Origin of the sequence: Allobosea sp. UNC402CLCol, from assembly GCF_000745475.1 — a bacterium.
In the GTDB taxonomy this organism is placed as follows: domain Bacteria; phylum Pseudomonadota; class Alphaproteobacteria; order Rhizobiales; family Beijerinckiaceae; genus Allobosea; species Allobosea spartocytisi.
This window is the reverse complement of the sequence record NZ_JQJJ01000009.1, coordinates 732,975-758,816: the sequence shown is the minus strand read 5'-3', so window position 1 is coordinate 758,816 and position 25,842 is coordinate 732,975. Positions and strand designations below refer to the sequence as shown.

The window sequence follows — 25,842 nt, the reverse complement described above, 5'->3', positions numbered from 1 at the left end:
GTTACCAATGGTATATTAAATGTCAACCTCCCTCCCACCTGCCCGCGCCGATGCGGGCCCCACGGCGATGCGGCAGCGGCTGACGCGCGACGAGCGCTACCGCCAATTGATCGACGTCGCCTGGCGCCTCGTGCGTCGGGATGGGACCGACGCGTTGAGCCTGGGCCGCCTGAGCGAAGAGGCCGGCGTGACCAAGCCCGTCGTCTACGATCATTTCGGCACGCGGGCGGGCCTCTTGGCGGCGCTTTACCGCGAATACGATCAACGCCAGACCGCGCTGATGGACGAGGCGCTCGCAAATAGCCCTCAGCTGCTCGACGCGCGCGCCGGCGTGATCGCCGCGTGCTACGTCGATTGCGTCCTTACTCAAGGGCGGGAGATTCCCGGCGTCACGGCTGCGCTTGCCGGCTCGCCGGAGCTCGACCAGCTCAAGCGCGGCTATAGCGCGATCTTCATCGGAAAGTGCCGAGCGGCGCTCCAGCCCTTCGCCGACATTCCGATCCCGGCCGCTGCGTTTTGGGGGGTGCTCGGAGCAGCCGAGGCACTCTCGGGCGCTGCCGCGGCCAACGAGATTTCGCGAGAGGAAGCGCAGGCGGAACTGCTCGACGTCATTCTGACGACCGTCAGACGACATAGGACAGCGGGGGCCATCGCCACACGAGGGTGACCGGCAAGGCAGCGAGCCCTGACGGTGCGCTTCCCCCCGCTTAATTCAGCCGGCGTCAGTCCTTGCGCGCCACCTGCGCCTGTTCGAAGGTCGCCATGCCCGAATGGATCGCGGCGGCGGCCTTGACGAGGCCCGCTGCCAGCGCGGCGCCCGAACCCTCGCCGAGGCGCATGTCGAGCGCCAGCAGCGGCACCTTGCCGAGCCGGGCCAGCACCTCGGCATGGGCGCCCTCGGTCGAGAGATGCCCGGCCAGGCAATGGTCGATGGCCGAGGGCTCGATGGCGTGCAGGATCGCGGCCGCGGCGGTGACGACATAGCCGTCGAGGATCACCGGGATGCGCTGCGAGCGCGCGGCGATGATGGCGCCACAGATCGCCGCGATCTCGCGCCCGCCGAGGCGGCGCAGCACCTCGAGCGGGTCCTTGAGATGGGCGCGGTGCAGGGCCAGGCCCTTCTCTACGGCCGCGACCTTGCGCTTGAAACCCTCATCGTCGATGCCGGTGCCGCGCCCGCACCAGCGGGCCACGTCACCGCCATAGAGCGCGGCATAGATCGCCGCCGCCGAGGTGGTGTTGCCGATGCCCATCTCCCCGAGGCAGAGCAGATCGGCGCCGCCGGCCAGCGCCTCCATGCCGAAAGCCATGGTCGCGACGCAGGCGCGCTCGTCGAGCGCATCGGTCTGGGTGAAATCGCCGGTCGGCAGATCGAGCGCGAGGTCGAAGACCTTGAAGCCGAGATCATAGGCTGCGCAGATCTGGTTGATCGCCGCGCCGCCGGCAGCGAAATTCTCCAGCATCTGGCGCGTCACCGCCTGCGGATAGGCCGAGACGCCCTGCGCCACCACGCCATGGTTGCCGGCAAAGACGCAGACCAGCGGGCGCCGCACCTCGGGCGGGGCCTTGCCCTGCCAGGCGGCAAGCCATTCGGCGATCTCCTCCATGCGGCCGAGGCTGCCGGCCGGCTTGGTGAGGTTGGCGTCGCGGGCGCGCACCGCATTCGCCGCCGCCATGTCGGGGCCGGGCATCGCGGCGATGAGCTCGCGGATATCGTCGAAGGGCAAACCGGAAGCGGACATGAGATCAGATCCATCACGCAAACGCCGCAGCAGCGCATCGGCGTGGCGGCAAGGTTGATGCTGCTGCTATAGGCTCGACAGGTGGAAGACAATCGACGGGAGCGCGAAGCCGGCATGGCGGAAGCGGAAACCAGCGCGGAGCCGATGCAGGACAGCCCGCCGATCTGGCCGGGCTGGCTTGTGGCGACCGCGATCTGCATCCGCTTCTATTCGCGCCTGCCCATGCCCCGGCTGCCGGGCGAAGGCGATCTGCACGGCATTCCCGATTTCAGGCTGGTGCCACGCGCCCTGCCCTTCGCGGCGCTGGCGATCGCGCTGCCGGCGGCGCTCGTCACCCTGATCGGGGGGCTTGCGGGCCTCAGCGGGATGGTCGTCGCGGCGCTCGCCCTGACGGCGCTGGCGCTGAGCACCGGCGCCTTCCATGAGGACGGGCTCGCCGACAGCGCCGACGGGCTGTTCGGCGGGCACACGGTCGAGCGCCGGCTGGAGATCATGAAGGACAGCCGCATCGGCTCCTATGGCGCGATGGCGCTGGGGCTGTCGCTGCTGCTGCGCGCGAGCCTGATCGCGGGGATACTCGACCATGCCGGCGCCTGGGGCTCTGCGGCGGCGGTGCTCGTCGCAGCGCCGTGGTCACGCGCGGAAGGCCTGCTCCTGCTTGCGACCCAGCCTCCGGCGCGCAGCGGCGGCGCCTCGGCGGCAGTCGGCCAGCCCAGCCTCGCCACGGCGCGGATCGCGCTGGGCTTGAGCCTCATCGCGGCGACCGGAATCGCGCTTGCCGCGCATCTCCCGCTGGCCGGATTGCTGGCCGGCTTCGCGCTGGCGCATGGGGCGGCAGCGGTGTTGGCCCGGCTGGCGCGCCGGCTGATCGGCGGGCAGACCGGCGATATCGTCGGCGCCGTCCAGCAGCTTGCCGAGATCGCGATCTATCTCGGGCTTGCGCTCGCGCTGGGATGGGCGGGGCGATGACCAGCGCTTCGACGCCCTGCATCAAGGTTTGCGTCATCGACCCGGCGAGCGGGCTCTGCGAGGGCTGCGGACGCACGCTCGACGAAATCGCGCAGTGGTCGGGCCTCAGCGAGGCCGAGCGACTGGCGATCATGGCGGTGCTGCCGGAGCGGCTGCAGGAGCGAGCGGCCGAGTCCAAACCGTCGCAGTCGTCGTGGCGAGCGTAGCGAAGCCATCCAGGGGGAGCCGGGCCGAACAGTTGCGACCCAATCCCCCTGGATTGCGTCATCGCTTCGCTCCTCGCAATGACGAGTGCGGCGCCGGGCGGGCTTATTCTGGCCCTGCCGCCACCGCCGCCAGCGCCTCACCGGTCAGGCGATAAAAGACCTTCTTCGTCTGCGCGACTGCGCCAAGGCTCTCATAGAAGCGCAACAGGGCCGGATCGTCGGCGTCGGCGGTCCAGTCGAGGCGCCTGTGGCCGCGCTCCAGCGCCAGCGCCGCGAGAGCCTGCATCAGTGCGCGGCCGAGCCCTTTGCCGCGGGCGGCATCGGCAACATAGATCTCCTTGAGGAAGAAGCCGGATTTCAGCCCCGGGCCCGGATAGAGGTTGCAGGCCGAGGCGAAGCCCAGGATGGCCTCCCCCTTCACCGCGACGAGGATGTCCACGCCGGCCGGGAGAGCGGCGAGGTCGGCGCGTATCTCCGCCACCGGCGGGCACGGCACCCGGTAGTGCCCCTGCATCTCGACCATCAGCGCAGCCAGCGCCGGATGATCGGCGGTTTGCAGCAGGCGGATCACCGGCTCGCTCATCCCTCGCCCTCGCGCCGCCTCAGTGGAGCAGGGACCAGATGAAGCGCCCGGCGACGACGAGCAGGAACAGGCCGAAGGCCACCTCCAGCCGCCGCTTCGAGAGCCGGTGCGCCAGCCGGGCCCCGATCGGCGCCGTCCAGATCGAGGTCGGGATGAACAGGATCATGCCGAGCAGCGAGACGTAGCCGAGAGAGAACGGCGGCAGGATGTCCATCTTCGGCCAGCCGGCATAGATGAAGCCGAGCGCGCCGGGGATCGAGATCAGCACGCCGAGCCCCGATGAGGTCGCCACCGCCTGGTGGATCGGGCGGCCGTAGAAGGTCATGAACAGGCTGGAAAGCTGGCCGCCGCCGATGCCCATCAGCGAGGAGAGCACCCCGATGACGCCGCCATAGGCGACCATCAGCGGCTTGCCCGGCATCTCCTCGCCGAATTTCCAGCGATCCGCCGCGAAGAGCAGGCGGATGGCGGAGATCGTCGCGACCACGACGAAGACGATCTTGAAGAGATCGGCCGGCGCGTAGCGCGCGATATAGCTGCCGACGAGGACGCCGAGCACCACCGGCACGGCCCAGACCTTGAGGATCGAGAGATCGACCAGCCCCTTGGCGCGGTGAGCGTTGAAGGAGCGGATCGAGGTCGGGATGATGACGGCGAGCGATGTGCCGACGCTGAGCGGCATCCGGACCTCCTCCGGCACGCCGATGACGCGGAAGACCTCGTAGAGCACCGGCACGATGACCGCGCCGCCGCCGACGCCGAAGACGCCGGCGAGCAACCCCGTCATGGCCCCCGCCAGCACGAGCGAGACGGCGAGGAAGACGAGATCGCCGATGGGAATGCCTGCGAGCATGGAGAGGGTTCCGGTGGGCCAGCCCTTCCCCTCTCCGCGATTTCGTCAGCCGGGGCAAGGGCTTCCGGACAGCCCTGTCATGTGCTGCCCGGTGTCCCTGGCCCTGGCGGCGGAGCGCGGCGCCCGGGTCAGGCGTCCAGCAAGGTGGCGAAACCGCCATAGACCATGCGCTGGCCGTCGAACGGCATGGGCATGCCGTTCATCCGCGCATCCTGCCTGATCTTGCCCCAGGCCTCGTCACGGGCGGCCTTGGTCGGCCATTCGACCCAGCCGAACACGACGGCCTCGCCGTCCTTCGCCTTCACCGCTCCCTTGAAATCCGTGACCTTGCCATCCGGCACGTCGTCACCCCAGGCATCGACGACGCGGCGCGCGCCGTGATCCGTGAACAGCGCGGAGAGCCCCGCCGCATAGTCGCGAAAATCCGCCTTGCGTTCCTGCGGCACGGCGATCAGCACGCCATCGACGTAACCCGCCGCGCCGCCTTCGCCGTCATCGACGAGCGCGTCGAAGCCGCCCATGATCATGCGCTTGCCGTCAAAAGGCATCGACTGCCCCATCGACGCCATGCGCGGATCGCTCATCATCTTCGCATTGGCCGCGTCGCGCGTCTTCCGGTCGGGATACTCGAACCAGGAGAAGACCACGACCTCGTCGGGCGTCGCCTTCACGGCGCCCTTGAAGTCGGTGACCTTGCCGTCCGGCACCTCATCGCCCCAGGCCTCGACCATGCGGGTGACACCGAACTCCTTGAAGAGCGGCAGCGCCTCCTTCGCATGCTTGCGGTAGACATCCTTGTTGGCGGCGGGAACCGCGACCACGAAACCTTCGACATAAGCCATCGTGTAGTCTCCTCTTGAATGGCGCCGGCCCATCCGGCGCCATATAAGTTGATATCAACTCAACTTGAGTATCGGTGGCACATTTGCACCCGCCTCAACCGCAGCGAGAACCGACCGCTCGAGACGGGTGCAGCGCGGCGCGCGACGGCTCGCGCGACACGATCCTGTGTTCCATCGTCTCCTCTCCTCCGCTGGCGCCGGTTCGGCATCGGCGGCGGCGCTCCTCGCTGGCGCCGGATACGGATGAGCGAGGCTCGCCTTGACCTCAGGCGAAGAAGGCCTCCAGCTTGACCATCGAGCCCGTCCAGCCATGGGTGTGGCCGCGGACGGCGGCATCATCGAACAGCTTCTCGTGCAACAGTGTCAGGATCGTGCCGTCGCCATCCGGCGTCAATGTAACCGTCACGCGCGAAACGCGTTCCGGCGTCGTCACCCAGGACCAGCTGAAGACGAGGCGCTCGTTCTCGACCACCTCGAGATAGCGGCCGGAGACCTCATGGCGCGTGCCATTATCCTCGAGCATGACGACCCGGTAGGCGCCGTCGACATGGGGATCGATCTCGGCCTCCTGCGCCACCACGTTTTCCGGCCCGAACCAGCGGACCAGCAATTCGGGATCGGTCCAGGCCTGGTAGACCTCCGCCGGGCTCGCATTCAGCCGGCGTTTCATCGTGAGGCTCGGTGTCACCGGCTGATGCATGCCTTCTTCCAGCCTCTCGTCAATCTCGCCCCTGGCGCCGCGCATCCAGCAGCGCGGCCAGAGCATCGAGCCGTTCAGTCCAGAACCTCTGATAGCGGGCGAGCCAGCTCATCGCTTCCTCCATCGGCCCGGCGTTGAGATGGCAGGACACGGTGCGCCCCGCCTTGGTCCGCGTCAGCAACCCGGCGTCGGACAGGACGTCGAGATGCTTCATCACCGCCGGCAGCGAGACCGTAAAGGGCTTCGCCAGCTCACTGACCGACAGCCCATCCTCCTGCTCCAGCCGCGCCAGCAAGGCCCGGCGCGTCGGGTCCGCCAGGGCAGAGAAGGTGCGGTCGAGCTGCGCGTCCTGAAACTTAACCATTGAGTTAAGTTTAGGTCCATGACGAGGCCGCCGTCAAGATCCAGGCCGTTCGCATACGGCGCAGTGTGTGGGGAAAAGTGAAGTTTGCCGCAGTTTACGAAAGCGACCGCAAATCCGTGGCGCGCTGGAAGGTGCATCAATAACAACGCTCAGAAAGGGAAGGAGGAAGCGCACTCTCTGCGCGGTCTCATTTCCTCTCATCCCTTATTCATGGCTACCTTCGACTGCCTCGCGCATGCCGTGCCTGAGGGCCTGAACGCATCGATTGAGCTCGATCATCTGCGGCACCTCGAACCCCGAATGGCGTAGCAGGGCATCGGTGAGGCATCCGGTCTGCGGATGGAGCTCCCTGCCCTTTGCGGTGAGATGAACCTCGACGAGGCGCTCGTCCGAGGTGCTGCGCCGGCGCGAGAGGAAGCCCGCCGTCTCCAGCCGTTTCACCGCCGGGGTGATCGTGCTCGGCTCCAGCGCCAGCCGCTCGGCGATGGCGCCGATGGTCAGCCCGTCGCGCTCCCACAGCGTGCTCAAGGCCAGATACTGCGTGTAGGTCACGCCCAGCGCATCGAGCATCGGCTTGTAGACCCGCTGGATCGCCAGCGAGGCCGAATAGATCGAGAAGCAGAGCTGGCCGTCGAGCGGCAGCGTCGGCCCCGCGGGTGCAGGCGCGGCGGGAGGCTTCTGGGCATCGGTCATGGCGGTCTCCGGAATCGGGCTGGCGTGTCGCTGTCGAGAAAAATGATATCGCGATAAAGAAAGCGCTTTACAAGCCCCGAGCTTGCGGGTAGATATTGATTATCGCGATAATGATTTTCGCGAATAGATTAACCCAAGGAGCCCGCCATGACCAAGTCCATCCTCGCTGCCGCTGCGCTTGCCCTCTCCACCACCGTCTCGCTGACCTCCGCCCAGGCCGCCCCCGCCGTCAAGAACATCGTCCTCGTCCATGGCGGCTTCGTCGACGGTTCGGGTTGGCAGGGTGTCTACAATGCCCTCAAGGCCAAGGGCTACAACGTCACCATCGTCCAGAACCCGACCACCTCGCTCGCCGACGACGTCGCCTTCACCAAGCGCGCCATCGCCCAGCAGGACGGCCCGGTCGTGCTCGTCGGCCATTCCTATGGCGGCGTCGTGGTGAGCGAGGCCGGCACCGATCCGAAGGTGAAGTCTGTCGTCTATATCGCCGCCTTCGCAGCGGATGCCGGTGAGTCGGTGATGTCGCTGATCGCCAACCCGCCCGCAGGCGCCCCCGTCCCGCCGATCCTGCCACCGGTCGACGGCTTCCTCATGCTCGACAAGGCGAAGTTCGCCGCCTCCTTCGCCGCCGATGTCGACGCGAAGACCGCCGCCTTCATGGCTGACTCGCAGGTGCCCTGGAATGTCGCGGCTGCCGGCGGTGCGGTCTGCAGCCCGGCCTGGAAGGTCAAGCCGAGCTATTATCTCGTCGCGACCGACGACCACATGATCCCGCCCCCGGCCCAGCGCCAGATGGCCCAGCGCGCCGGCGCGACCGTCGCGGAGACCAAGGGCAGCCACGCCGTCTATGTCTCAAAGCCCAAGGTCGTCGCAGACTTCATCGAAAAGGCCGCAAACCAGAAGTGATGTGCTCACCGCGCCTCGGCTCCCGAGCGACAACAATCAAAAGCGGGCCAACAGCCCGCTTTCTTGTTCTGACACGAGGGGGGCCGCTCGCACCTAGCCCATCACCCGCACGGGCTCGTGCGACCCAGTAGACAGCCTCTGGCGTCAAGGCTCTTTCTCCGCCTCCGAATACATTGGCCCACCATCGAAAATCTCCGACGCGGTGTCGCGAAACACCTGTTCGAAGACCTGCTAGATCGGATTCAGGATCGGCCCGTTTCGCGCTTCACCGCCATGTCCACGGCGTGCCTCGACAACACAACGAAAGCGGCGGTGAAAGCCCTTGGCGAAGCTCTGGCCGCCGATTCGCAGTACGCTGAAGCAGTACTGATATCGTCAACAGGGCCTCTCCGACTGCCAGCGAACCGAGATTGATTCCGGCGAGCCCGAAGTGCCGATCACAGCTGCGATCTCCGCCTTCACCGCAACGTCGTGTGGCCACTGGCCGCATCAGGCACTTAGCTCATGCCAGCATTCCGCAAGAATGCTCCCAGTCGGGAATCGCCAGGACCGCCGGCGAGCTCCGCAGGCCTACCGCGTTCGATGAGCCTGCCGGCTTCCATGAACCAGATCTCGTCGGCGACAGCCTCGTTCGAACTCGGATTGATGACGAGGATGCGGCTCATGGTCTTTCTCCCCGAAAGGCTGCGCCCTCGGCGGCCGGGCGTCCGGTCGATGCAGCGCTCACGTCTCCGGCGGCGGCACTGCACCGGTGCGGCTCGTGATGAGCCCATAATGCTCGATGCGGCGATGGCGGGCGAAATCGAAGATGGTCGATTTGCCGAAGGCCGTCTCCCCAAGGTCGCAGGCGTGCACCAGCAATTCGTCTCCCTCGGTCTTGGCCTCGGCGACGATCTCGCCATTGGGGTCGACGATCAGCGAGCCGCCGATCATGTGATGGCCGTCCTCGTCGCCGGCCTTGGCGACCGCGACCACCCAGGTGGCGTTCTGATAGGCGCCGGCCTGGACGCTGAGGCGGTTGTGAAAGAGGCGCTTTTCAGGGCCCTCGGCCCCGCGCTGCGAATTCACCGATGGCGTGTTGTAGCCGATCAGCACCATCTCCAGGCCCTGGAGGCCCATGACGCGATAGGTCTCGGGCCAGCGCCGGTCGTTGCAGATCGCCATGCCGAGCACGCCGCCGAGCGTGCGCCAGACGGGGAAGCCGAGATCGCCCGGCTCGAAATAGCGCTTTTCCAAGTGCTGGTGCGTGCGCTCGGGGTCGTATTCGGCGTGTCCGGGCAAATGGATCTTGCGGTATTTGCCGACGATGGCGCCGCTCTTGTCGGTGAGGATGCTGGTGTTGAAATGATGCCCGTCCGGTGTCTTCTCGGCATAGCCAAAGGAAATCGCGATGCCGTGTTCGCGCGCCCGGTCGAACAGGGCTTGCGTCGCCGGGCCGGGCATCGCGTCCTCGAACCAGATGTCGGCCTCGGCGCGGTCCTCGTGATACCAGCGCGGAAAGAAGGTCGTCAGCGCCAGCTCGGGATAGACAACCAGATCGGCGCCCTTCTCCTTGGCTTCGTCGAGCAGAGCGATCATGCGGGCGATCACGGCTTCGCGACTGTCAGCCTTCTGGATGGGGCCCATCTGGGCGGCGGCGACGGTGAGCATGCGCATGGGCGCGTCCTTTCAGTGATGGCCGCTCAGCGGGCGGCGGCGTGTTCGAGGCGGCTGACGAGCCTCACCGCCGGCCAGAGCAGCGCGAAATAGATCAGCGCGGCCAGCACGATCGGCGAGGCGTTGAAGGTGAGAGAACGGGCCATGTCGGCCGAGTAGAGCATCTCCTGCAGCGAGACGACGCTGGCGAGCGAGGTGAGCTTCACCACCTCGACCGTGTTCGAGACGAGGTCCGGCAGCACGTTGCGCAGGCCCTGCGGCAGGATGACCCACGTGAAAGCCTGGTCCGCCCTCAGGCCGGTCGAGCGTGCCGCCTCCCACTGCCCGGCGGGGACGCTCTCAATGCCCGCGCGGATGATTTCGCCGTAATAGGCGGCGTTGTTGAGGAAGAAGGCAATCACGACCGCCGTGAGCGGCGAGATGCGCAGGCCGAGAAAAGGCAGCCCCGAATAGACGAGGATCAGCACCACGAGCGGCGGCAAGGCACGCATCAGGTCGACGAGCAGCGTCACCGAAACCCGCAGGGCGCGAACCGTGGATCGGCTGGCCAACGCCACCAGCACGCCGCCGATGAGGCCCATCGGGATGACGATCAGGCAGATGAGTAGCGTGGTCTTCAAGCCCTGCAGCACCAGCGGCAGGGCCTTAGCCATAATGTCGAGATTGAAGAACTGCTGGAGGAGCACGTCCATTACTGGCGCCTCCAGGCAAAGCGGCTCTCGATCAGCCGACCGAGGCCGATGATCGGGATGAAGAGCAGGAGATAGGCGAAGGCGCCCATCAGCAGCGGCGTCGCATTGCCCGAGAAGGAGACCGCCGTCGTCGCCTGGTTGATGATCTCCGGCACGCCGATCACCGTTCCCAGTGCGGTGTTCTTGGTGATGGCGATGGTGCGGTTGGTCAACGGCGCCACGGCGAGGCGCAGCGCCTGCGGCAGGACGACGTAGAGAAGTGTCTGGGTCTCGGTCAGCCCGGTCGAGCGGGCAGCCTCGTGCTGGCCGCGTTTCACTGCGATCAGCCCGGCCCAGACGATCTCCTCGGCAAAGGCGGCCAGCACCAGCGAGAGCACCAGCCAGAGCACCGCGAAGCTCGGCAATTCGATGCCGACATTGGGCAGGCCGAAGAAGATCAGCAGCACGAGCACGAGCGGGGGCACCGCGCGGAAGAGATCCACGAAGAGCATCAGCGGCCAGGCGAACCAGCGGCCGGCCCGCCAGCGCACCATTGCGAGTGCCAGGCCGAGCAGCAGGCCCGTCACGACGACGAGTGCCGCGATCTCGATCGTCACCACCAGCCCACTCAGGATCGCCGGCCAGGTGGTGGCGATGAGCTTGGCGTTGAGGAAGCTGTCGAGGAAGCGATCCATGGCGCTACCGGGCGACCTCGGAGACGAAGGCGCGGGTGCGCTCGTGCCGTGGCGAACCGAAGATCTGCTCCGGCGGGCCCTGCTCGACGATGACGCCACCATCCATGAAGACGACGCGGTCGGCCGCCTCGCGGGCGAAACGCATCTCATGGCTGACGACCAGCATCGTCATCCCGGCGGCGCGCATGTCGCGCATCGCCTGCAGAACCGAGCCGACGAGTTCGGGGTCGAGCGCCGAGGTCGGCTCGTCGAACAGCATCAGCCCGGGCTCGAGCGCCGAGGCGCGGGCAATGGCGACACGCTGCTGCTGGCCGCCGGAGAGTTCGCCCGGGTAGGAAGCGGCCTTATGCGCGAGGCCGACGCCCTCCAGCGCGGCCATGCCGATGCGCTCCGCCTCGGCGCGAGGCTTCTTCAGAACCTTGCGCAGCGCGAGCGTCACGTTTCCCAGCGCGGTCATGTGCGGGTAGAGGTTGAAGGACTGGAAGACCATGCCCATGCGCCGGCGCAGCGCGTTGATGTCGATCCTGTCTGCCAGCACCTCCTGCCCGTCAAACCAGATCGAGCCGCCGCTGGCCTCTTCCAGCCGGTTGTAACAACGCAACAGCGTGCTCTTGCCGGAGCCGGAAGGGCCGATGAGGAAGACGAGTTCGCCGGGCGAGACGGCAAGGTCGATGCCCTTCAGCACCTCGATCGTGCCGAAGCTCTTGTGCAGGCCGCGGATGTCGAGCAGCGGATGCGGAGGGCGCATGGTGCCGGTTCCGCCGGCCGACAGTTCGCTCGCCTCGCTCACTTGCAGGCGGGGGTATGCGCCGTGGCATCGTAGCCCGGCATGTCGGGCACGCCATATCCCGGGAAGGGGGTGACGGCGGCCGAGCCCGCGGCCGGCTTGGTGCCGAACCACTTCTCGTGCAGCGCGGCCATGGTGCCGTTCGTCTTCAGGCACTCGATCGCCTGATCGAGCTCGTTGCGCAGCGGCGCGGAATCCTTGCGCAGCGCGACGGCCCAGACCAGCCCGGTCGAATAGGTGTAGGAGAGCTGGATCTGCGGATTGCTCTTGGCGGCCCATTGGATGACGGTGTTGCCGGCCACGTTGGCGTAGGCACGGCCCGAAATCACCGCCTGGACGGCATCGGTCTGCGTGCCGAACGACTCGACCTTCCAGCCGATCTTCTCCTCCAGTCCGCGCGCCCAGCTGTCATAGGCCGAACCCTTGTTGACCGAGATCACCTTGCCCCTCAGCTCTTCGAGCGCGGTGATCGGCGGCGCGCCCTTCTTCGTGATGAACTGGAAGTCGGTATTGAGATAACCTTCGGTGAAGAGCAGGCTTTCGGCGCGCTCCTTGCTGACCGTCACCGGCGCGACGATGAAGTCGTAGGTGCCGGCCTGCAGGGCCGGGATCAGACCGGAAAACTGGGCGGCATCGACCGTCACCGTCTTGCCGAGCTGCTTGCCGATAGCCTCGGCCAGATCGACGTTGAAGCCCTCGATGCCGCCGGAGAGCTTGGGCATGGCGTGGGGCGCGAACGTGCCATCGACGGCGGTCTTCAATGTCGTCTGCGCCATCGCGGCGGGGGCGAGCAGCAAGGTCAGGCCGATGGTGGCAATTCTGGCGAACATGGCGCGCTCCTGGGAACGGGAAACCGCAGGATAGTCAGCGCCGGAAAGCCGCCACAATATCAGATCTAGAAAAATCACTAGGCCCTCTATCAATCCAATTTATACTGCCTGCGATCTGCCCAGCGGAGCCGGCCGACATGCTGAATTTGCGGCAACTCGAGATCTTTCGGGAAGTCATTCGCTGCCAAACGACAGTGGCGGCGGCGCAGGGGCTGGCCTTGTCGCAGCCGGCGGTGAGCACCGCGCTCAAGCAGATGGAACGGCAGCTCGGCTTCCAGCTGTTCCAGCGGCAGGGCAACCGGCTGATCCCGACGCCGGAAGCGCTCGAGATGTATCGCGACAGCGATCCCATCTTCTCGATGGTCCAGTCCTTCTCGCGCAAGGTCGCCGCGCTGCGCGACACGCGCAGCGGCTCGCTGCGGCTTCTCGCGACGCCCCCGATCGCCAATGCGCTGGTGCCACGCGCTTTGGCGCGCTTCGCCAGCCGCCGGCCGGAGCTGCATGTCGATTTCGACGTGCGCCGTACCGATGGCGTCATCGAAGGGCTGGAGAGCGGCGCAGCCGATCTCGGGGTCTCGCTGGAGCCCTATGCGAGGCCGGGTTTGGAGGCGGAACTGATCGGCGCCGGCCAGATGGTCTGCGCCATGACGCCCGACCATCCGCTAACCGCCAAGAGCGAGATTTCTCCTGCCATGCTCTCCGGCCACCGGATGATCGGCTTCGAGCCGGGCGCGCGGCTCGGGCTGCTGCTGCAGCGGGATTTCTTCGCCGGTGCGCGCCCGCCCTGCCCGATCGAGGTGCGCTACAGCAACACGGCCTGCTTGCTGGCCGAGGCCGGGCTCGGCGTGGCGCTGGTCGATTCCTTCACCGCGATCAGCGGCAGCCGCTACCGGCTGGAAGTGCGGCCCCTCAGACCGCGTGTCTCGGTCGAGGCCTATGCGCTCTATCAGAAGGCCCGCGCGCCCAAACGGCTCGTCCGAGCCTTCATCGACGAGCTGAAGAAGGCGGTTCGCCCCGCCTTTTTGGAGACTAGCGAAGATCGCTGAAGTCGCAAAAGCGCGCGTTGCTCGGCTGGCCCGTGAGAAGCGTCGGCTCCGGACGGCCCACGGCCGCGGCCGCCAGCCAGAGGCGATCCGCTTCTGACGCAGCACCGACAGAGCGCGAATGCGCCAGGAGCGGAAGCTCATCTGATGCCGCGAACCAGACATTGCGGCGGATGGCAGTACATGCTGGTGGCATCAGAACTTGACTGCGAGCCGGGCATTGAAGGCATGGTCGGTCGCGCGCGACGCGAGTTGCCCGTCATAGGACAACCCGATTTCGGCTTCTGGCGAGAGATTTAGCGCGAGGCCGGTGTTGACGACCAACGCGTCGCGGGCGATCGGAGCGCCTGCGATCGAGAACGGCGCGCCGCCGGAGAAGGCCTGGAGCGACAATGGGGTGACGTCACCCGTTGCGTGCCGCCAGCCGAGCGTGCCGCTGATCCGCGCGACGCTGTTGCCGAGATCGAAGCTCATCTGAGCGCGCAGGCCGAGCGTGGCGAAGGCGACGGCCGTGGTCTGCGCCCTGGCGGTAAGCGCTGCGACGCCGCCTGTCTCGGTGAAGCCGGCGCTACGGAGATTGACATAGGCGAGATTGACGAAAGGCTCGATGGTGGCCCGCCCGAGGTCGAAGCGATAGGCGATCTCACCGAAAGCCTGCAGGCTGCGGGCGCCGTAATCGGAGCGCAGCTCCTCGCCGAAGCCGGAGAATACGGCGCTGCGCCGGGTGTCCAGCTCATGCCAGGCATAGGTGACCCCGCCACTCAAGCGGAAACCCAGGCGCCGGTTCCTCGCCACACCGGTTATGTCGAAAATCGGCTCTCCAAGCCATTCAGCTTCGCTGAGACCTATCTTCCGTCATGGCCGCGGGGACGATGAGCGCGCATCCGACGCCTGAAAGCGCGCAGGCAAGGAAGCCGAGATCGAATCGGCCGGTCAGCGACAAGGCCATCGCGAACGCGGATGGCGCGACCACATAGCCGAGGAAGATGACCAGAGTAGCGGCGGCTGACGCTTCCCGAACGAGGCTTGGCGGGCAAGCCCGCGCAATTTCAGATAGCTGAACGCCATTCCAGCTCGACACCGTCACGCCGGCGATTGCCGCGAGGACGCAGTAGGTCTGGAAAGACCACTGTGGCGTCGCAAGCGCCAATGTCAGCGAGGTTGCGCCTGACGCCAACCCGATCACGCGCAACAGCAGCCGCGGGGTTCCAAGCCTGTCCGCGAGCCACCCAAGCAGAACGCGTCCAGCAACACTGGTCGCCTGCATCAAGGCGTAGAGCGCTCCGGCTGTCTCGAGGCTGTAGCCAAGTTGCGAGACCGCATACGTCATCAGATAGGCGAACCAGATCCCCTGCCCTACCGCCAGGCAGGCACCGGCTGCAGCCAATCGGAACAAACTCGAAGACGTCGTCAGGGTCCTGATCGGCGTGACCAGGTTGGCGATCGAGAGAATAACGCCGAGTCCGAACTTCAGGCCATGCTCTCGATCGCGATCAAGCCCGTCCCGCATCGGCTGGACGCTTGCGATGATGGCGAGCACGAACACTGCCGAAGCCAGGAGCGCGATGCGCCAGCCGTAGGCTGCGGCGAGCGGCGGCAACGCAAGCCCTGCCACCACTCCTCCGAGCGGCACCCCAGCCTGCTTGATCGAGAAGATCAGGCTGCGACGGCCATGAGGCGCAGTGCGATGCAGAACGTCATTGCCCGCGGGCGAGGATGGTCCGTAGCCCACGCCGATCAGAAGCGCGGCGACACAGGCCGTCGCCGTCCAGCTCGGCAGAAAAAGCGCCAGCCCCAGGATTCCGATCAGAAGCCCGGCCTGGAGGGCTCGCACGGAACCGAGAGCTCGCATGTAAGGCGAGCCCAACGCCAGGAAAAGGATCGAGCCGAACGTGTTGAGACTAGCGAGGTAACCCACGACCGAGTCCGACCACCCTCGCTCAGTGGCCAATATTGGAGCGATCGTCGGAGGAATCCGACTGAGAAAGGCCGTTGCCATCTGGACTGCGACCATGGTCGCGAGGGCAAGCTGCCATGAAGGAGCGGCTTCTGCCCTTGGGAGACCTGGTTTCACGCGCTCAACTCACGCCACCGCAAGCAAGCGACGCCATGGCCATCGCGATCGTCAAGATGCGGGTCGGTCTTGGCACAATCTGAGATCGCGTGCTGACAACGCGTCCTGAACCGACATCCGCTCGGAACATTGGATGGATCGGGTGGCTCGCCTTGCAGGGAGAAATTCTCGGTCACGCGAGGCCCGCCGATGCGTGGCGCAGCCGAGAGGAGAGCTTGTGTATAGGGATGGCGGGGAGCGGCAAAGACGTCAGCAGTCTTCCCGATCTCCACGATCCTGCCAAGGTACATGACGATGACGCGGTCGCAGATCGACTGCACGACAGCGAGATCGTGGCTGATGAAGAGATAGGTCAGATCGAATTCCGATTTGAGGTCTCGGAACAGGCGCAGCACGGTCGCCTGTACCGAAACGTCCAGTCCCGAGGTGGGCTCGTCGAAGATGACCAGTTCCGGCCCGAGAACCAGAATCCGAGCCAGCCCAACGCGCCGCTGTTGGCCACCGCTGATTTCATGCGGATAAAGGTCGAGATGTTCGACGGGCAATCCGACCGCCTTGACGATTTCCCTGACCTTCTCCTCCCGCTTTTCTCTCGACCAGTCGGTGTGAATGATCAGTGGCTCGTGGAGCGAACGGCGCAGCGTCCAGCGTGGATCGAGAGAAGCGCCCGGATCCTGATAGACATATTGAAGGCGCGCACGGATTTTGGGAGCACGCTTCTGGCCCGGCGAGGCGATCCTCTCGCCCAGCATGCGGACTTCGCCCTCGCTCGGCTCGTGGATGCCCATGAGCGTCTTGCCGAGCGTGGACTTGCCGCAGCCGGATTCACCGACAATTCCCAGAATTTCGCCGGGCTCGACCGCGAAGGAGACATCGTCCAGCGCGCGCAGGCTGCCAACCTTCCGGTTCAGGAACCCTCGGACCGGGAAGTGCCGGGCCAGATTGTCGACTTCGAGAATGGGAGGATTACTGGTCTCAGACATGCGCGGCCTCCGCCTCGGCCGACCAGGGATGATGACACGCAACGGCGTGGCCATTGGGCTCTGCAATCAGCGCCGGCCTTGTTTCGTGGCAAATGTCCGTCGCGCGGGGGCAGCGGGGATTGAAGCGGCAACCGTTGGGGGCCTTGAGCGGGCTGGGAACCCCGCCGGGAATTCCGACAGGGTCGCGCCCAGGCGCGGGCAGGCTATCGAGCAGCATCCGCGTATAAGGGTGGCGAGGGTGGCTGAAGAATTGCTCGCGCGGGGCAATTTCCGCAGTCTGACCGGCATACATGACCACCACGCGGTCGCAGATTTCCCAGGCCGCGCCAAGATCATGGGTCGTGAACAAGACGGACACCCCGCGTTCAACCGCCAGCCGCCGCAGCAACCCCAGGATCTGCGCCTGGACCGTCACGTCCAGAGCGGTCGTAGGCTCGTCGGCGATGATCATTCGAGGTTGAGGAAGGAGCGCCATGGCGATCATCACCCGCTGGCGCTGGCCGCCCGATAGCTGGTGGGGATACTTGTCCAGAATGGCCTTCGGCTGCGGCAACTGAACCGCATCGAGCATGGCAATGGCGCTTGCCTCATCTGCCTTGCGCGAACGGCCAAAACTCCCTTTTCCGTCCCGGGGGGCTTTGAAGCGCATCAGGTCGTGGATCTGGGTGCCGATCCGAAACAGAGGGTTGAAGCTCGCAAAGGGGTCTTGCGGGACGAAGGTAACGACACGGCCGCGTAGATGCTCGGCCGCCTTGCCGCCCGAGAGCATATCGACACCGTCCAGCCGGATGTGCCCGCTGTTGATCTCTGTTTGGCCTTCGGGAAGCGTCCCCAGGATCGCACGGGCGAGCGTTGACTTGCCACAGCCGGACTCGCCGACCAGTCCGACGATTTCACCAGGCTTCACGCTGAGATCGATCCGATCGAGGACCTTGGCGAGCCCTTTTTCCGTTCGGAAGCCCAGAGACAGGGCCTGAATATCGAGGAGATTGCTCATGATCAGACGCTGCGCCGCGTACGCGGATCGAGGATGTCGCGCAGGCCGTCGCCAAAGAGATTGAAGCCCAGCACCGTCAGGAAGATCGCGATGCCCGGAGCGAGTGCGTACCACCAGGCTTCAGGCAGAAATTCGCGGCTTTCCGCAATCATCCTCCCCCATTCAGGAGTTGGAGGCGGAGCGCCGAGCCCCAGGAAGCCCAGCGTTGCCGCGGTCAGAATCGTCGCGCCCATGCCAATCGACGTCCGAACGATGATGGGCGAAGCGATGTTCGGCAGGATGTGCAAGACGATGACGCGCCAAGGCGATGCACCGAGCGCGACGGCGGACTCCACGAAGACCTCGTTGCGCATGGATCGCGTCTCGGCATAGACCAGCCGCGCCCAGAAGGGCCAATAGGTCAAAGATAGCGCCAGAATGACGTTCTCGATCGATGGTCCGAGCGTCTGCGCGATCGCGATGGCCAGAACGATCTGAGGCACCGCCAGGAAGATCTCGGCAATCCGCATCAGCGCGTCGCTGACCCAATTCTGGTAGTAGCCGGCGATAAGACCGATCGGTACGCCGATGACGAGCGCAGAGCCGACGGCAATTCCCGCCAGCATCAGCGTGATCCGCGCGCCGAACAGCATCCGGCTGAAGATATCGCTGCCCATCCGGTCGGTGCCGAAAAGCGCGGTAGCCGAAGGCGGTTGAAGCCGGTTCGCGATATGGAAATCGAAGACATCGTTCGGAAATGGAGCCAGCAGCGGCGCAAACATTGCAGCCAGCACAAGCAGGCCCAGCAAGCTCAACCCAATGAATGCCGCTTTATCTTTGGCGAAGCGTTTCAGGAGATCCATCAGGCCGCACCTCGCGGGTCGATCGCAGCCTGCAGCATGTCCACCAGCAGATTGATCAGGACGAAGAGTGCGCCCGTGCAGAGCGTAAAGCCCATCACGGCGTTGTAGTCGGACTGCAGGATCGAGCGCACGGCGTAGGCACCCAGGCCGGGCCAATCAAAGACCGTTTCGACGACGACCGCGCCGGCCAAGAGGATGCCAAAAATCAGTCCGAGCTGCGTGACGGTTGCGGTCAACGCCATGCGAAGCACGTATTTCCAGACGATCAGGCGGCGTGGCAGTCCCATCGCCGTCTGGTAGGCGACGGACGGCGAATTGATCACGCCGATAACGCCGTTTCGGGTAAAGCGGACGACCGTGGCCGCCGCCGGCAAAGCCAGGGTCAGTGTCGGCAAGACAATGTGCCTGAATGCGGAGCCGATCATCTCGCGATCGCCTTCGATCATTGCGTCCACCAGCATGAGCCCCGTCACCGGCTCAGGCGGAAATCCCTCGATGCGTCCCGAAAGCGGCAGCCATCCGAGTTTCATCGAGAAGAGGAACTGGAACTGCATCGCCAACCAGAAGGATGCCACCGCCAGGCCGGAAACCGTCACGACCCGAAGCACGTGGTCGATCCATGAATTCCGGTGCAGGCCGCAAAGCACGCCCAAGGGGATGCCGACGAGGCCTGCGATCAGAACGGCAAAGATCGTCAGTTCCAGCGTCGCGGGAAGACGCGATGCCAGATCGTCGACGATGGGCTGCTGGGTAAAGAGACTGGTGCCGAGATTGCCCTGCGCGATGTCGCGCAGGTAGTTCGCGAACTGAATCGGCAATGGCTTGTCGAACCCGAAGCGCTCCCGCACCTGCTGGACCTGCGCAGCGGAAGCGTTCTCCCCCGCGGCCAAGACCGCTGGGTCGACAGGGATCACCCGCGACAGCACGAATACGATCGCGAGCAGCCCCACGAGGGTTGGCACGAACCAGAGCAATCGGTTCGCCACCATTGACAGCCAGTTCATGGCAACGCCTCCGGTTGGAAGAAGTCAGGACCGCTCAGCGCTTGAGAGATGCCCAGCGAATGTCCTGGCCGTTGCTGACCGGGGAGAAGCGGATGCCCTCGACCTTGCTCGAATAGGGTCCGTACCAACGCGTGTTGTAAACGAAGATGCCGGCGGCATCGTCGTTCACCATCTGGGTCATTTCCTCGTAGAGCTTGCGCCGTTCGTCCTGGTCACTGGAGACAAGGGCACGGTCGAGCCGCTTATCGAATTCGGGGTTGCTGTAGTACGAGAAGGTACGCGTGCCGTGATAGCGCGTGCCATACAGCTCCCCGACCCAGTTATTGGGGTCGACATAGTAAGTGCTCTTCCATAGCGGCACGATATCGGCCTGGGTGTCGGCCTTGCGCATCCGGCTGGACACGACGGACCAGGGCGAAACCTCGACCACGACCTCGACACCAATCTGGCGCAGAGTGCTCTGGAACAGCGTCGCCGCCTGCTCGGATTCGCTGAAGCCGGCAAGGGCGTTGATGGTGATCGGGCGCAGCGGCTCCGTCACCTTCTTCAGCTCCTCGCGGGCCTTTTCGAGATTGTAGCTGTAACCCTTGAGGCCGGCCGGCGTGCCCCAGATGTTGTTGGGATTGGGCCCCGGATTACGCGAGACCGAATCCTTCATGATGCTCTTGATGAAGCCATCGTAGTCGAATGCGTAGGCCAGCGCGCGGCGGAAGTTCGGATTGTTCATCGGCGGCTTGGTGCAGTTCAACGCCAGGATGAACACCCGCATCGATTCCTGCTCGATGATCTGAACGTTGCTCGACTGCCGAAGCCGCTGGATCTGATCGTAGGGAAGGTAGCCATCGGCGCCCTGGAAATCGCCGCGGATCAAGCCGAGCACGCGGGTGTTCGTCTCAAGGACGGTGCGGAATTCAAGGTCGTCGAAGGGCTGGCCGGTCCACCCCGCAAAATGTTCGGCGAAGCGGCGTGCGGTGAAGCCCACGGCCGGGTCATGCCGACGAAGAGCGTAGGATCCGGAGCCCGCCTCGTTGCGCGTGAGCCAGGCCTCGCCCCAGTCCCCGTCCTTCTCATTGGCCTTCACCAGCGCGCTGTTGACCACGAGGATGTCGGGCACGGTGGTCAGGAAAATCGCGGATGGGCCATTCAGGTTGAAGACGACCGTGTGAGGATCGGGCGCCTGTGTCGATCCCGGCTTGATGCTGTCGAGGTACAGGCTGGCGGGGCCCTTCTTGAGGGCGAGGATGCGCTCGATCGAATAGACGACGTCGGCAGACGTCAGCGGTTTGCCATCGTGAAACTTGGCGTTCTGCCGCAGCTTGAACGTGTAGACCTTGCCGTCATCCGAGACGGTATGGCTCTCCGCCAGCCATGGGATCATCTTGGGAGGATTGTCGACCCAGCGGTAGAGCCCGTCGTAGAGATTGAAGCGCGAAGCGGCGCGGGCCGTATCGAAAATGGTATGCGGATCGAGGTTATCGTACGGGCTGTTGTTCGCGTAGACGAACTTGCCCCCGGCCTGTGCCAGAGCTCCCTCGATCGAGAGCGAAGCGAGGGCGACCGATCCTGCAACCGCTTTAAGCGCGTCTCTCCGTGTCGTCGTCATGCCGTCCCTCCATTGATGTCGTGTTTCAAGGGCTGCCGGTCACCGAGACGACCTGGCCTGTGATGAAATCCGCATAGTCGGAGGCGAGGAACATGACCGTGTAGGCGATGTCCTGCGGCGTCCCCGGCCGACGCCGCGCCGTGTTGGCAATCATGTTTTCCTGCCGCTCGGCCGAATACGACTGCCACTGCCGCTCATAGTCCGGGCTCGTGCGCTGGAACCCTGGGGCAACCGCGTTGACCGTGACCCCGAACGGCCCGAGCTCCTGCCCGAGCTGGCGCGCCAGCCCGATCTCGCCGGCCTTGGCGGAGGCATAAGCCTGAATCCCTGTCAGCGAGGTGCGCAGCCCGGCACCGCTGGCGATCAGAACGATCCGCCCCTTGCCGCGCGCCTTCATGCCGGTGCAAACCGCCTGGGAGGACAGGAAGGCGCCCGTCAAATTGACGTCGAGCACAGCGCGCCAGTCGGCCTCCTCGACATCCTCAAGTGCCTTCGCGCTCTGCCCGAGAACTCCGCCGGCGACGTAGACAAGGACGTCGGGTGCGCGCCCGCTGGTCCCTTCGGCCTCAGCGACCCATCGGTTGACCGCCGCCTTGTCGAGCAGATCGAGCTGCGTCGCATGCGCCGGCAGGCCGGCCATCTCCTCCTTGAGCCGATCTGCCGCGAAAACATTCGCGCCCCTCGCCGCAAATTCCTCGACGATGCCACGGCCGATGCCACGGGCCGCTCCGGCCACCAGCACGGTCTGGTCGATGAACTCGATATTCATGCCGCGTCCTCCAGCTGACGAGGCACGATCTGCGGATACTGTTCCAGAACACGGGCATAGGCCCGCTCCAACGCCGCAACCGGATCGTCCTTGGCGGCGGCATCGGCATTCACCGCCGCGAAGAGCTCATGCTTGACGAAGAAGCGCCACTCCACAGGAAGGGCAAACAAGTGCTGCGAAAGGCGGTCCCAAACGGCGTCCGACCAAACGCGCTCGAAGCTCAGCCTCTCGGGATCGAAGGTCATGCCGTCTCTGCTTTCCCGCGGCGCCGATCGCAGGGCCTTGGTGGCAGCCTCATCGATGACACCATCCTCGACCACGACGCCATAGGCTCTGGCGCCGCTTTCGGTGACCTTGCCCCCGAGAACGTCCCTCAAAACCTCATGCTCGGGACGTTCGAAAGGATCACCCCAGCCACCTGCGCCTGCCGCCGAAATCGTCAGAACGTCTCCGGGGCCGCAGCGAACCACGTCGGTGTTCCCCAAATCTTCCGGGTTCGTGTTGCCATTGACGCGAAGGAAGCCGCAGGTCGAGCCTGGCAGGCCGCCCTCGAGGCCCCAGCAGGAAAAGCGAACACGGTCCCGGTTTCGGGCGGTCACGACCGAGTTCGGCGTGAACATCTGGAATGTCATCTGAGCCGCGAGGCCACCACGGTAGCGCCCCGGACCACCCGAATCCGGCACGAGCTCATAGCTCCTGACGCGGATAGGTACCTCCGCCTCGGTGATCTCGACGGGTGTGTTCTTCAGGAAGGAATTCGAACCATCCTGCCCATCCTCGAACGAACTTCCGCCTCCCCCACCTGTGATCGGGTTGATCGAGGCCATGGCCAGCCGACCCGTACGGCTGTCAGTGGTGCGCACGTTCAGAATACCGCCGCCGCCCGCCGGGCCGGCGGGCAGGCGATCAGGCATCGCACGCGAGAAGGCACCGATGACCATCCCTTGGATGCGGGCGCAGGTCAGGCTGCGCATGCCTGTGGCCGCCGGGTAGACCGGATTGACGACCGAGCCCACCGGCAGGATGCACTGAACCGGGCGCAGAAGCCCCATGTTGAGCGCGACCGTTCGATCGAGCGAATAGACGACGTAGTTGTAGCCCACGAGCGGCAGGATATGGCGCGGCAGACCGCCCGTCGGCATGTTCAGCGCCGATTGGAGCTGCGGGTCGCTGCCCGTGAAGTCGAAGATCGCTTCGTCACCCCGAACCTTGACCGACAGCTTCAACCGGCATGGAACGCCGCCGGGGCTATCCTCGTCGATGTAATCGCTGAACTCGTAATCGCCGTCCTGCATCGAGGCGAATAGCTGGCGGGCCTGCCTCTCGGCCAGATCGAGCACGCCATAGGTCGCAGCACAGACAGTGTCGACGCCGAAGCGGGCGATCGCATCGCGGATCTTGCGTTCACCGGTCTTCAGCGAGGCGATCTGGGCCTTCAGGTCGCCCCAGTTCTGATCGGGCATGCGGACATTGCGCAACATGATGCGCAGCACGCTCTCGTTCATCACCCCGGCTTCGACGAGCTTCATAGGCGGAATTCGAATCCCCTCCTGCTGCACCTCCGTCAGCGCGCGAGACAGCGAAGCCGGCACCGCACCGCCCATATCGGTGTTGTGGATATGGCCCACAGCGAAGCAGACGAGCCGATCCTCATGGAACACCGGCATCCAGAGATGGACGTCGGGAGCATGGGTGCAGACGTAACCGGAATACGGGTCGTTGGTGATGCAGATGTCACCAGGCTTGTAGTCCGCGATGGCATCGATCGCGCCCTTATAGTCCAGGCCGATGAACCAGGTCGCGCCGAGGTCTTTCGGGCTGGCGAAGGTTTGCCCACAAGGCGTCGTCAGTCCGCTGGTAAAATCTTCCGTCTCCTTGACGAAGGCGGAATGCGCTGTCCGCAGAAGCGTGAATGCCATGCTCTCGGCCGCAGCCTCGAAATGGCTCTTCAGGATCTGCAGCGTGACAGGATCGAGCGCCATCAGATCGCACTCCGCTTCAGGATCAGATTGCCGAAGCCATCGACATGGCCCTCGAAACCGGGTGGGGCCCAGGTCGTCGTGTCGTCTTGCAAAATCACGGCCGGCCCAGCGAAGGACGAGCCCGGCGACATGTCGTTTCGCTCGAAGACTCCGGCCTCGATCGTCGATCCTTGATGAACGACCGGAACCCGCTTCCTGGGCTTCACCTGCTGCAGCTCCAGCCCCTGCTCCGCGAACTCGGGCTTGGGTGTGACCCCTGCGATGACCACGCGGAGCGCGACGATCTGCACATCTGCCGCATCGTCGGAGTGATCGTAGATTTCGGCGTGACGCTTATGAAAAGCCGCGGCAATGGCGGCATGGTCGCCGTCGACGATCCACGCCTCCTGCAGGGGCGTCTCGATCTCGTAGGATTGGCCACGGTAGCGCATATCGGCCGTGATCGAGAGCGTGGCCTCGCCGGCATAGCCCTGCCCTTCGAAGAGCCAGGCGCGAGCTTCTTTTGCGAGCTCGTTCATCGACTGGCGCAAGCCGTCGAACGATCGTGGTCCAACATCGAGAAAGACCACGCGCACGAAATCCGAGCGCAGATCGGCAAGGAGGCCTCCAAGGGCGGCCAGCACACCCGGAGTTTGAGGGATGATGACCGACTGCATACCCATGGCATCGGCCAGGAGGCAGCCGAGCATGGGACCAGCGCCACCGAACGCCAGAAGCGCATAGCCGCTCGGCTCCTCGCCGACCTGCGAGAACAGCCGGCTGGTTTCGCGGTACATGTTGGCGACCGCGAGCTGGATGATGGCCTCGGCTGCGCGTTCCGAAGAGCGTTCGAGGCCTCTGGCGATTGGCTCAAGCGCCGCAAGCGCTCGGGATCGGTCGACGTTGACGGCGCCATATCCGAGCTCGCCGGCGCCGAGGACGCCGATGGTCGCGAAGGCATCGGTGATCGTCGCGCGCTCGCCACCGCGCCCATAGCAGGCCGGCCCAGGAGTGGATCCCGCGCTTTCGGGCCCGACGCGTAAAACGCCCAAAGCATCGACGGAGGCAATCGAGCCTCCGCCGGCTCCAATCGAGGACACCGATACCGTCGGAAGATAGATCGGATACTCCCCGACGAGTTCGCCTGAGCGGAAGTCGGGCATCCCGTCCTTGAGGAGCGCGACGTCGGCGCTTGTGCCACCGATGTCGAGGCTCATGACTCTGGAGAAGCCGGCCAGCTTGGCTGTGAAGCCTGCACCGATCACACCGGCAGCCGTGCCGGACAGCAGCATCTCGATGCTGCGCACCTTGCCGGCCGCGGCGGTCATGACACCACCGTTCGACTTGGTGATCATCGGAGCGGGCACGACCCCCCGCTCGATCAGAGCATCCTCGAGGCGGCCGATGTAATGGGACACCCGAGGCTGCACCGAACCATGGATGCAGGCCGTGATGGTGCGCTCGTATTCCCGGACAATTGGCCAGATGTCGGCGGAGCAGAAAACCGGCAAGTCAGGTCGCAGGCGTTCGATCTCGGCTTTGACCAGCCGTTCATGCGCGGGGTTCTTGTAGCTGTGCAGCAAGGCGATCACGATCGCCTCGGCCCCGCTTGCTTCCAGTCGACCCAACGCGGCGGCGATCGCGGCCGGCTCCGGAACAACCTCCGCAACGCCATCCGCATTGATGCGCTCCGGCAGCGGAGCCACGCGGTCTCTCGGCACCAAGGGAGCCGGTCGGCGCGAGAACAGATCATAAGGATCCGGGATCTTCAGGCGTGCGAGTTCCAGGACGTCGCGGAAGCCTTCGGTAACGACGAGTCCAAGCTTCGCGCCCTTGCCCTGAATGATGCTGTTCACGCCCACTGTGGAGCCATGGGTGAAGTAGCTGACCTGCGAAGGCGCGATGCCGAAGCGCTTCTCGATCTCATCCAGCCCCTGAAGGACCTCAGCCCCTGGAGCGTCCGGGCGCGACAGAACCTTGAGCGTCCGCAGATTCAGGGTCTCCTCGTCGAGCACGCTGAAATCGGTGAAGGTGCCGCCGATGTCGACGCCAATGCGATAGCCCATCCG

The 25,842-nt window shown here is 65.2% G+C and carries 28 protein-coding genes; 5 read left to right on the top strand and 23 right to left on the bottom strand.

The features are described 5' to 3' along the window. Positions 1 to 67: 67 nt before the first annotated feature. Positions 68 to 667 carry a TetR/AcrR family transcriptional regulator gene (locus tag GY40_RS10830; RefSeq protein WP_197062724.1) on the top strand — a complete coding sequence of 200 codons (600 nt, stop codon included), beginning with the start codon at positions 68 to 70 and terminating at the stop codon, positions 665 to 667. A gap of 55 nt (positions 668 to 722) precedes the next feature. Here the strand turns inward: GY40_RS10830 and cobT are convergent, their stop codons facing one another. Continuing rightward, the gene (cobT, locus tag GY40_RS10825; protein ID WP_038361709.1) at positions 723 to 1,742 is read right to left on the bottom strand and encodes a nicotinate-nucleotide--dimethylbenzimidazole phosphoribosyltransferase; all 1,020 of its coding nucleotides are present in this window, start codon (positions 1,740 to 1,742) and stop codon (positions 723 to 725) included. Positions 1,743 to 1,856: 114 nt separating this feature from the next. Here cobT and GY40_RS10820 point away from each other — a divergent pair, with 114 nt between their 5' ends. Both GY40_RS10820 and GY40_RS10815 read left to right on the top strand, forming a co-directional pair. After that, a complete protein-coding gene (locus GY40_RS10820) occupies positions 1,857 to 2,711 on the top strand; it encodes an adenosylcobinamide-GDP ribazoletransferase (protein ID WP_051987754.1) in 855 nt (284 codons plus the stop codon). Beyond that, the gene (locus GY40_RS10815; protein WP_038362546.1) at positions 2,708 to 2,917 is read left to right on the top strand and encodes a DUF1289 domain-containing protein; all 210 of its coding nucleotides are present in this window, start codon (positions 2,708 to 2,710) and stop codon (positions 2,915 to 2,917) included. The genes GY40_RS10820 and GY40_RS10815 overlap by 4 nt, the downstream gene beginning before the upstream one ends. A 103-nt stretch (positions 2,918 to 3,020) precedes the next feature. Here the strand turns inward: GY40_RS10815 and GY40_RS10810 are convergent, their stop codons facing one another. From GY40_RS10810 to GY40_RS10785, 6 genes are all read right to left on the bottom strand, one after another. Next, the gene (locus GY40_RS10810; protein ID WP_038361707.1) at positions 3,021 to 3,500 is read right to left on the bottom strand and encodes a GNAT family N-acetyltransferase; all 480 of its coding nucleotides are present in this window, start codon (positions 3,498 to 3,500) and stop codon (positions 3,021 to 3,023) included. 19 nt (positions 3,501 to 3,519) lie between these two features. After that, positions 3,520 to 4,353, bottom strand: a complete 834-nt coding sequence (locus tag GY40_RS10805) for a sulfite exporter TauE/SafE family protein (protein ID WP_038361704.1) — start codon at positions 4,351 to 4,353, stop codon at positions 3,520 to 3,522. Positions 4,354 to 4,481: 128 nt separating this feature from the next. Further along, positions 4,482 to 5,195: a DUF1428 domain-containing protein gene (locus GY40_RS10800; RefSeq protein WP_038361703.1), complete on the bottom strand. Its 714-nt coding sequence runs from the start codon at positions 5,193 to 5,195 to the stop codon at positions 4,482 to 4,484. 265 nt (positions 5,196 to 5,460) lie between these two features. Further along, positions 5,461 to 5,865, bottom strand: coding sequence for an SRPBCC family protein (locus GY40_RS10795; RefSeq protein WP_248311136.1), 405 nt, complete (start codon positions 5,863 to 5,865; stop codon positions 5,461 to 5,463). Positions 5,866 to 5,914: 49 nt separating this feature from the next. Next, a complete protein-coding gene (locus tag GY40_RS10790; protein WP_038361700.1) occupies positions 5,915 to 6,259 on the bottom strand; it encodes an ArsR/SmtB family transcription factor in 345 nt (114 codons plus the stop codon). Between the two features lie 204 nt (positions 6,260 to 6,463). Then, positions 6,464 to 6,952, bottom strand: coding sequence for a MarR family winged helix-turn-helix transcriptional regulator (locus GY40_RS10785; RefSeq protein WP_051987753.1), 489 nt, complete (start codon positions 6,950 to 6,952; stop codon positions 6,464 to 6,466). A gap of 147 nt (positions 6,953 to 7,099) precedes the next feature. On the opposite strand from GY40_RS10785, the gene GY40_RS10780 reads away from it, so the two are divergent. Continuing rightward, positions 7,100 to 7,858, top strand: coding sequence for an alpha/beta hydrolase (locus tag GY40_RS10780; RefSeq protein ID WP_081925303.1), 759 nt, complete (start codon positions 7,100 to 7,102; stop codon positions 7,856 to 7,858). A 497-nt stretch (positions 7,859 to 8,355) separates the two neighbouring features. Here the strand turns inward: GY40_RS10780 and GY40_RS27535 are convergent, their stop codons facing one another. Genes GY40_RS27535 through GY40_RS10755 form a run of 6 tightly spaced genes read right to left on the bottom strand, consistent with a single transcriptional unit; the run spans position 8,356 to position 12,497 of the window. Further along, positions 8,356 to 8,523 (bottom strand): hypothetical protein, encoded by a 168-nt coding sequence (locus GY40_RS27535; protein WP_156115919.1) that lies wholly within the window; start codon positions 8,521 to 8,523, stop codon positions 8,356 to 8,358. A 58-nt stretch (positions 8,524 to 8,581) separates the two neighbouring features. Further along, positions 8,582 to 9,514: an N-carbamoyl-D-amino-acid hydrolase gene (locus tag GY40_RS10775; protein ID WP_038361697.1), complete on the bottom strand. Its 933-nt coding sequence runs from the start codon at positions 9,512 to 9,514 to the stop codon at positions 8,582 to 8,584. Positions 9,515 to 9,540: 26 nt separating this feature from the next. Beyond that, on the bottom strand, positions 9,541 to 10,206 hold the full coding sequence (locus tag GY40_RS10770) for an amino acid ABC transporter permease (RefSeq protein WP_038361694.1): 666 nt from the start codon (positions 10,204 to 10,206) through the stop codon (positions 9,541 to 9,543). Further along, on the bottom strand, positions 10,206 to 10,880 hold the full coding sequence (locus tag GY40_RS10765; protein ID WP_038361691.1) for an amino acid ABC transporter permease: 675 nt from the start codon (positions 10,878 to 10,880) through the stop codon (positions 10,206 to 10,208). Before GY40_RS10765 ends, GY40_RS10770 begins: the two co-directional genes overlap by 1 nt. A 4-nt stretch (positions 10,881 to 10,884) precedes the next feature. Next, positions 10,885 to 11,628, bottom strand: a complete 744-nt coding sequence (locus tag GY40_RS10760; RefSeq protein ID WP_038362538.1) for an amino acid ABC transporter ATP-binding protein — start codon at positions 11,626 to 11,628, stop codon at positions 10,885 to 10,887. A gap of 38 nt (positions 11,629 to 11,666) precedes the next feature. Beyond that, positions 11,667 to 12,497: a transporter substrate-binding domain-containing protein gene (locus GY40_RS10755; RefSeq protein ID WP_038361688.1), complete on the bottom strand. Its 831-nt coding sequence runs from the start codon at positions 12,495 to 12,497 to the stop codon at positions 11,667 to 11,669. A 137-nt stretch (positions 12,498 to 12,634) separates the two neighbouring features. On the opposite strand from GY40_RS10755, the gene GY40_RS10750 reads away from it, so the two are divergent. Beyond that, positions 12,635 to 13,543, top strand: coding sequence for a LysR family transcriptional regulator (locus GY40_RS10750; RefSeq protein WP_051987752.1), 909 nt, complete (start codon positions 12,635 to 12,637; stop codon positions 13,541 to 13,543). A gap of 192 nt (positions 13,544 to 13,735) precedes the next feature. On the opposite strand, the gene GY40_RS10745 is transcribed toward GY40_RS10750, so the two are convergent. The 10 genes from GY40_RS10745 to GY40_RS10700 all read right to left on the bottom strand — a co-directional run bounded on the left by GY40_RS10745 (position 13,736) and on the right by GY40_RS10700 (position 25,839). After that, entirely contained in the window at positions 13,736 to 14,335 is a 600-nt protein-coding gene (locus tag GY40_RS10745) for an autotransporter outer membrane beta-barrel domain-containing protein (RefSeq protein ID WP_349236403.1), read from the bottom strand. 34 nt (positions 14,336 to 14,369) lie between these two features. Continuing rightward, positions 14,370 to 15,539, bottom strand: a complete 1,170-nt coding sequence (locus GY40_RS10740; protein ID WP_197062723.1) for an MFS transporter — start codon at positions 15,537 to 15,539, stop codon at positions 14,370 to 14,372. Positions 15,540 to 15,610: 71 nt separating this feature from the next. Beyond that, entirely contained in the window at positions 15,611 to 16,597 is a 987-nt protein-coding gene (locus tag GY40_RS10735) for an ABC transporter ATP-binding protein (protein WP_038361682.1), read from the bottom strand. Beyond that, positions 16,590 to 17,594: an ABC transporter ATP-binding protein gene (locus GY40_RS10730; RefSeq protein WP_197062722.1), complete on the bottom strand. Its 1,005-nt coding sequence runs from the start codon at positions 17,592 to 17,594 to the stop codon at positions 16,590 to 16,592. Before GY40_RS10730 ends, GY40_RS10735 begins: the two co-directional genes overlap by 8 nt. A gap of 2 nt (positions 17,595 to 17,596) precedes the next feature. Further along, positions 17,597 to 18,436, bottom strand: a complete 840-nt coding sequence (locus GY40_RS10725) for an ABC transporter permease (protein ID WP_038361679.1) — start codon at positions 18,434 to 18,436, stop codon at positions 17,597 to 17,599. Beyond that, entirely contained in the window at positions 18,436 to 19,440 is a 1,005-nt protein-coding gene (locus GY40_RS10720; protein WP_038361676.1) for an ABC transporter permease, read from the bottom strand. Before GY40_RS10720 ends, GY40_RS10725 begins: the two co-directional genes overlap by 1 nt. Positions 19,441 to 19,474: 34 nt before the next feature. After that, positions 19,475 to 21,043, bottom strand: coding sequence for an ABC transporter substrate-binding protein (locus tag GY40_RS10715; protein WP_038361673.1), 1,569 nt, complete (start codon positions 21,041 to 21,043; stop codon positions 19,475 to 19,477). A 25-nt stretch (positions 21,044 to 21,068) separates the two neighbouring features. Next, entirely contained in the window at positions 21,069 to 21,812 is a 744-nt protein-coding gene (locus GY40_RS10710; protein ID WP_038361670.1) for an SDR family NAD(P)-dependent oxidoreductase, read from the bottom strand. Beyond that, a complete protein-coding gene (locus GY40_RS10705; RefSeq protein WP_038361667.1) occupies positions 21,809 to 23,794 on the bottom strand; it encodes a hydantoinase B/oxoprolinase family protein in 1,986 nt (661 codons plus the stop codon). Before GY40_RS10705 ends, GY40_RS10710 begins: the two co-directional genes overlap by 4 nt. After that, a complete protein-coding gene (locus GY40_RS10700; protein ID WP_038361664.1) occupies positions 23,794 to 25,839 on the bottom strand; it encodes a hydantoinase/oxoprolinase family protein in 2,046 nt (681 codons plus the stop codon). Before GY40_RS10700 ends, GY40_RS10705 begins: the two co-directional genes overlap by 1 nt. Between the last annotated feature and the right edge of the window lie 3 nt (positions 25,840 to 25,842).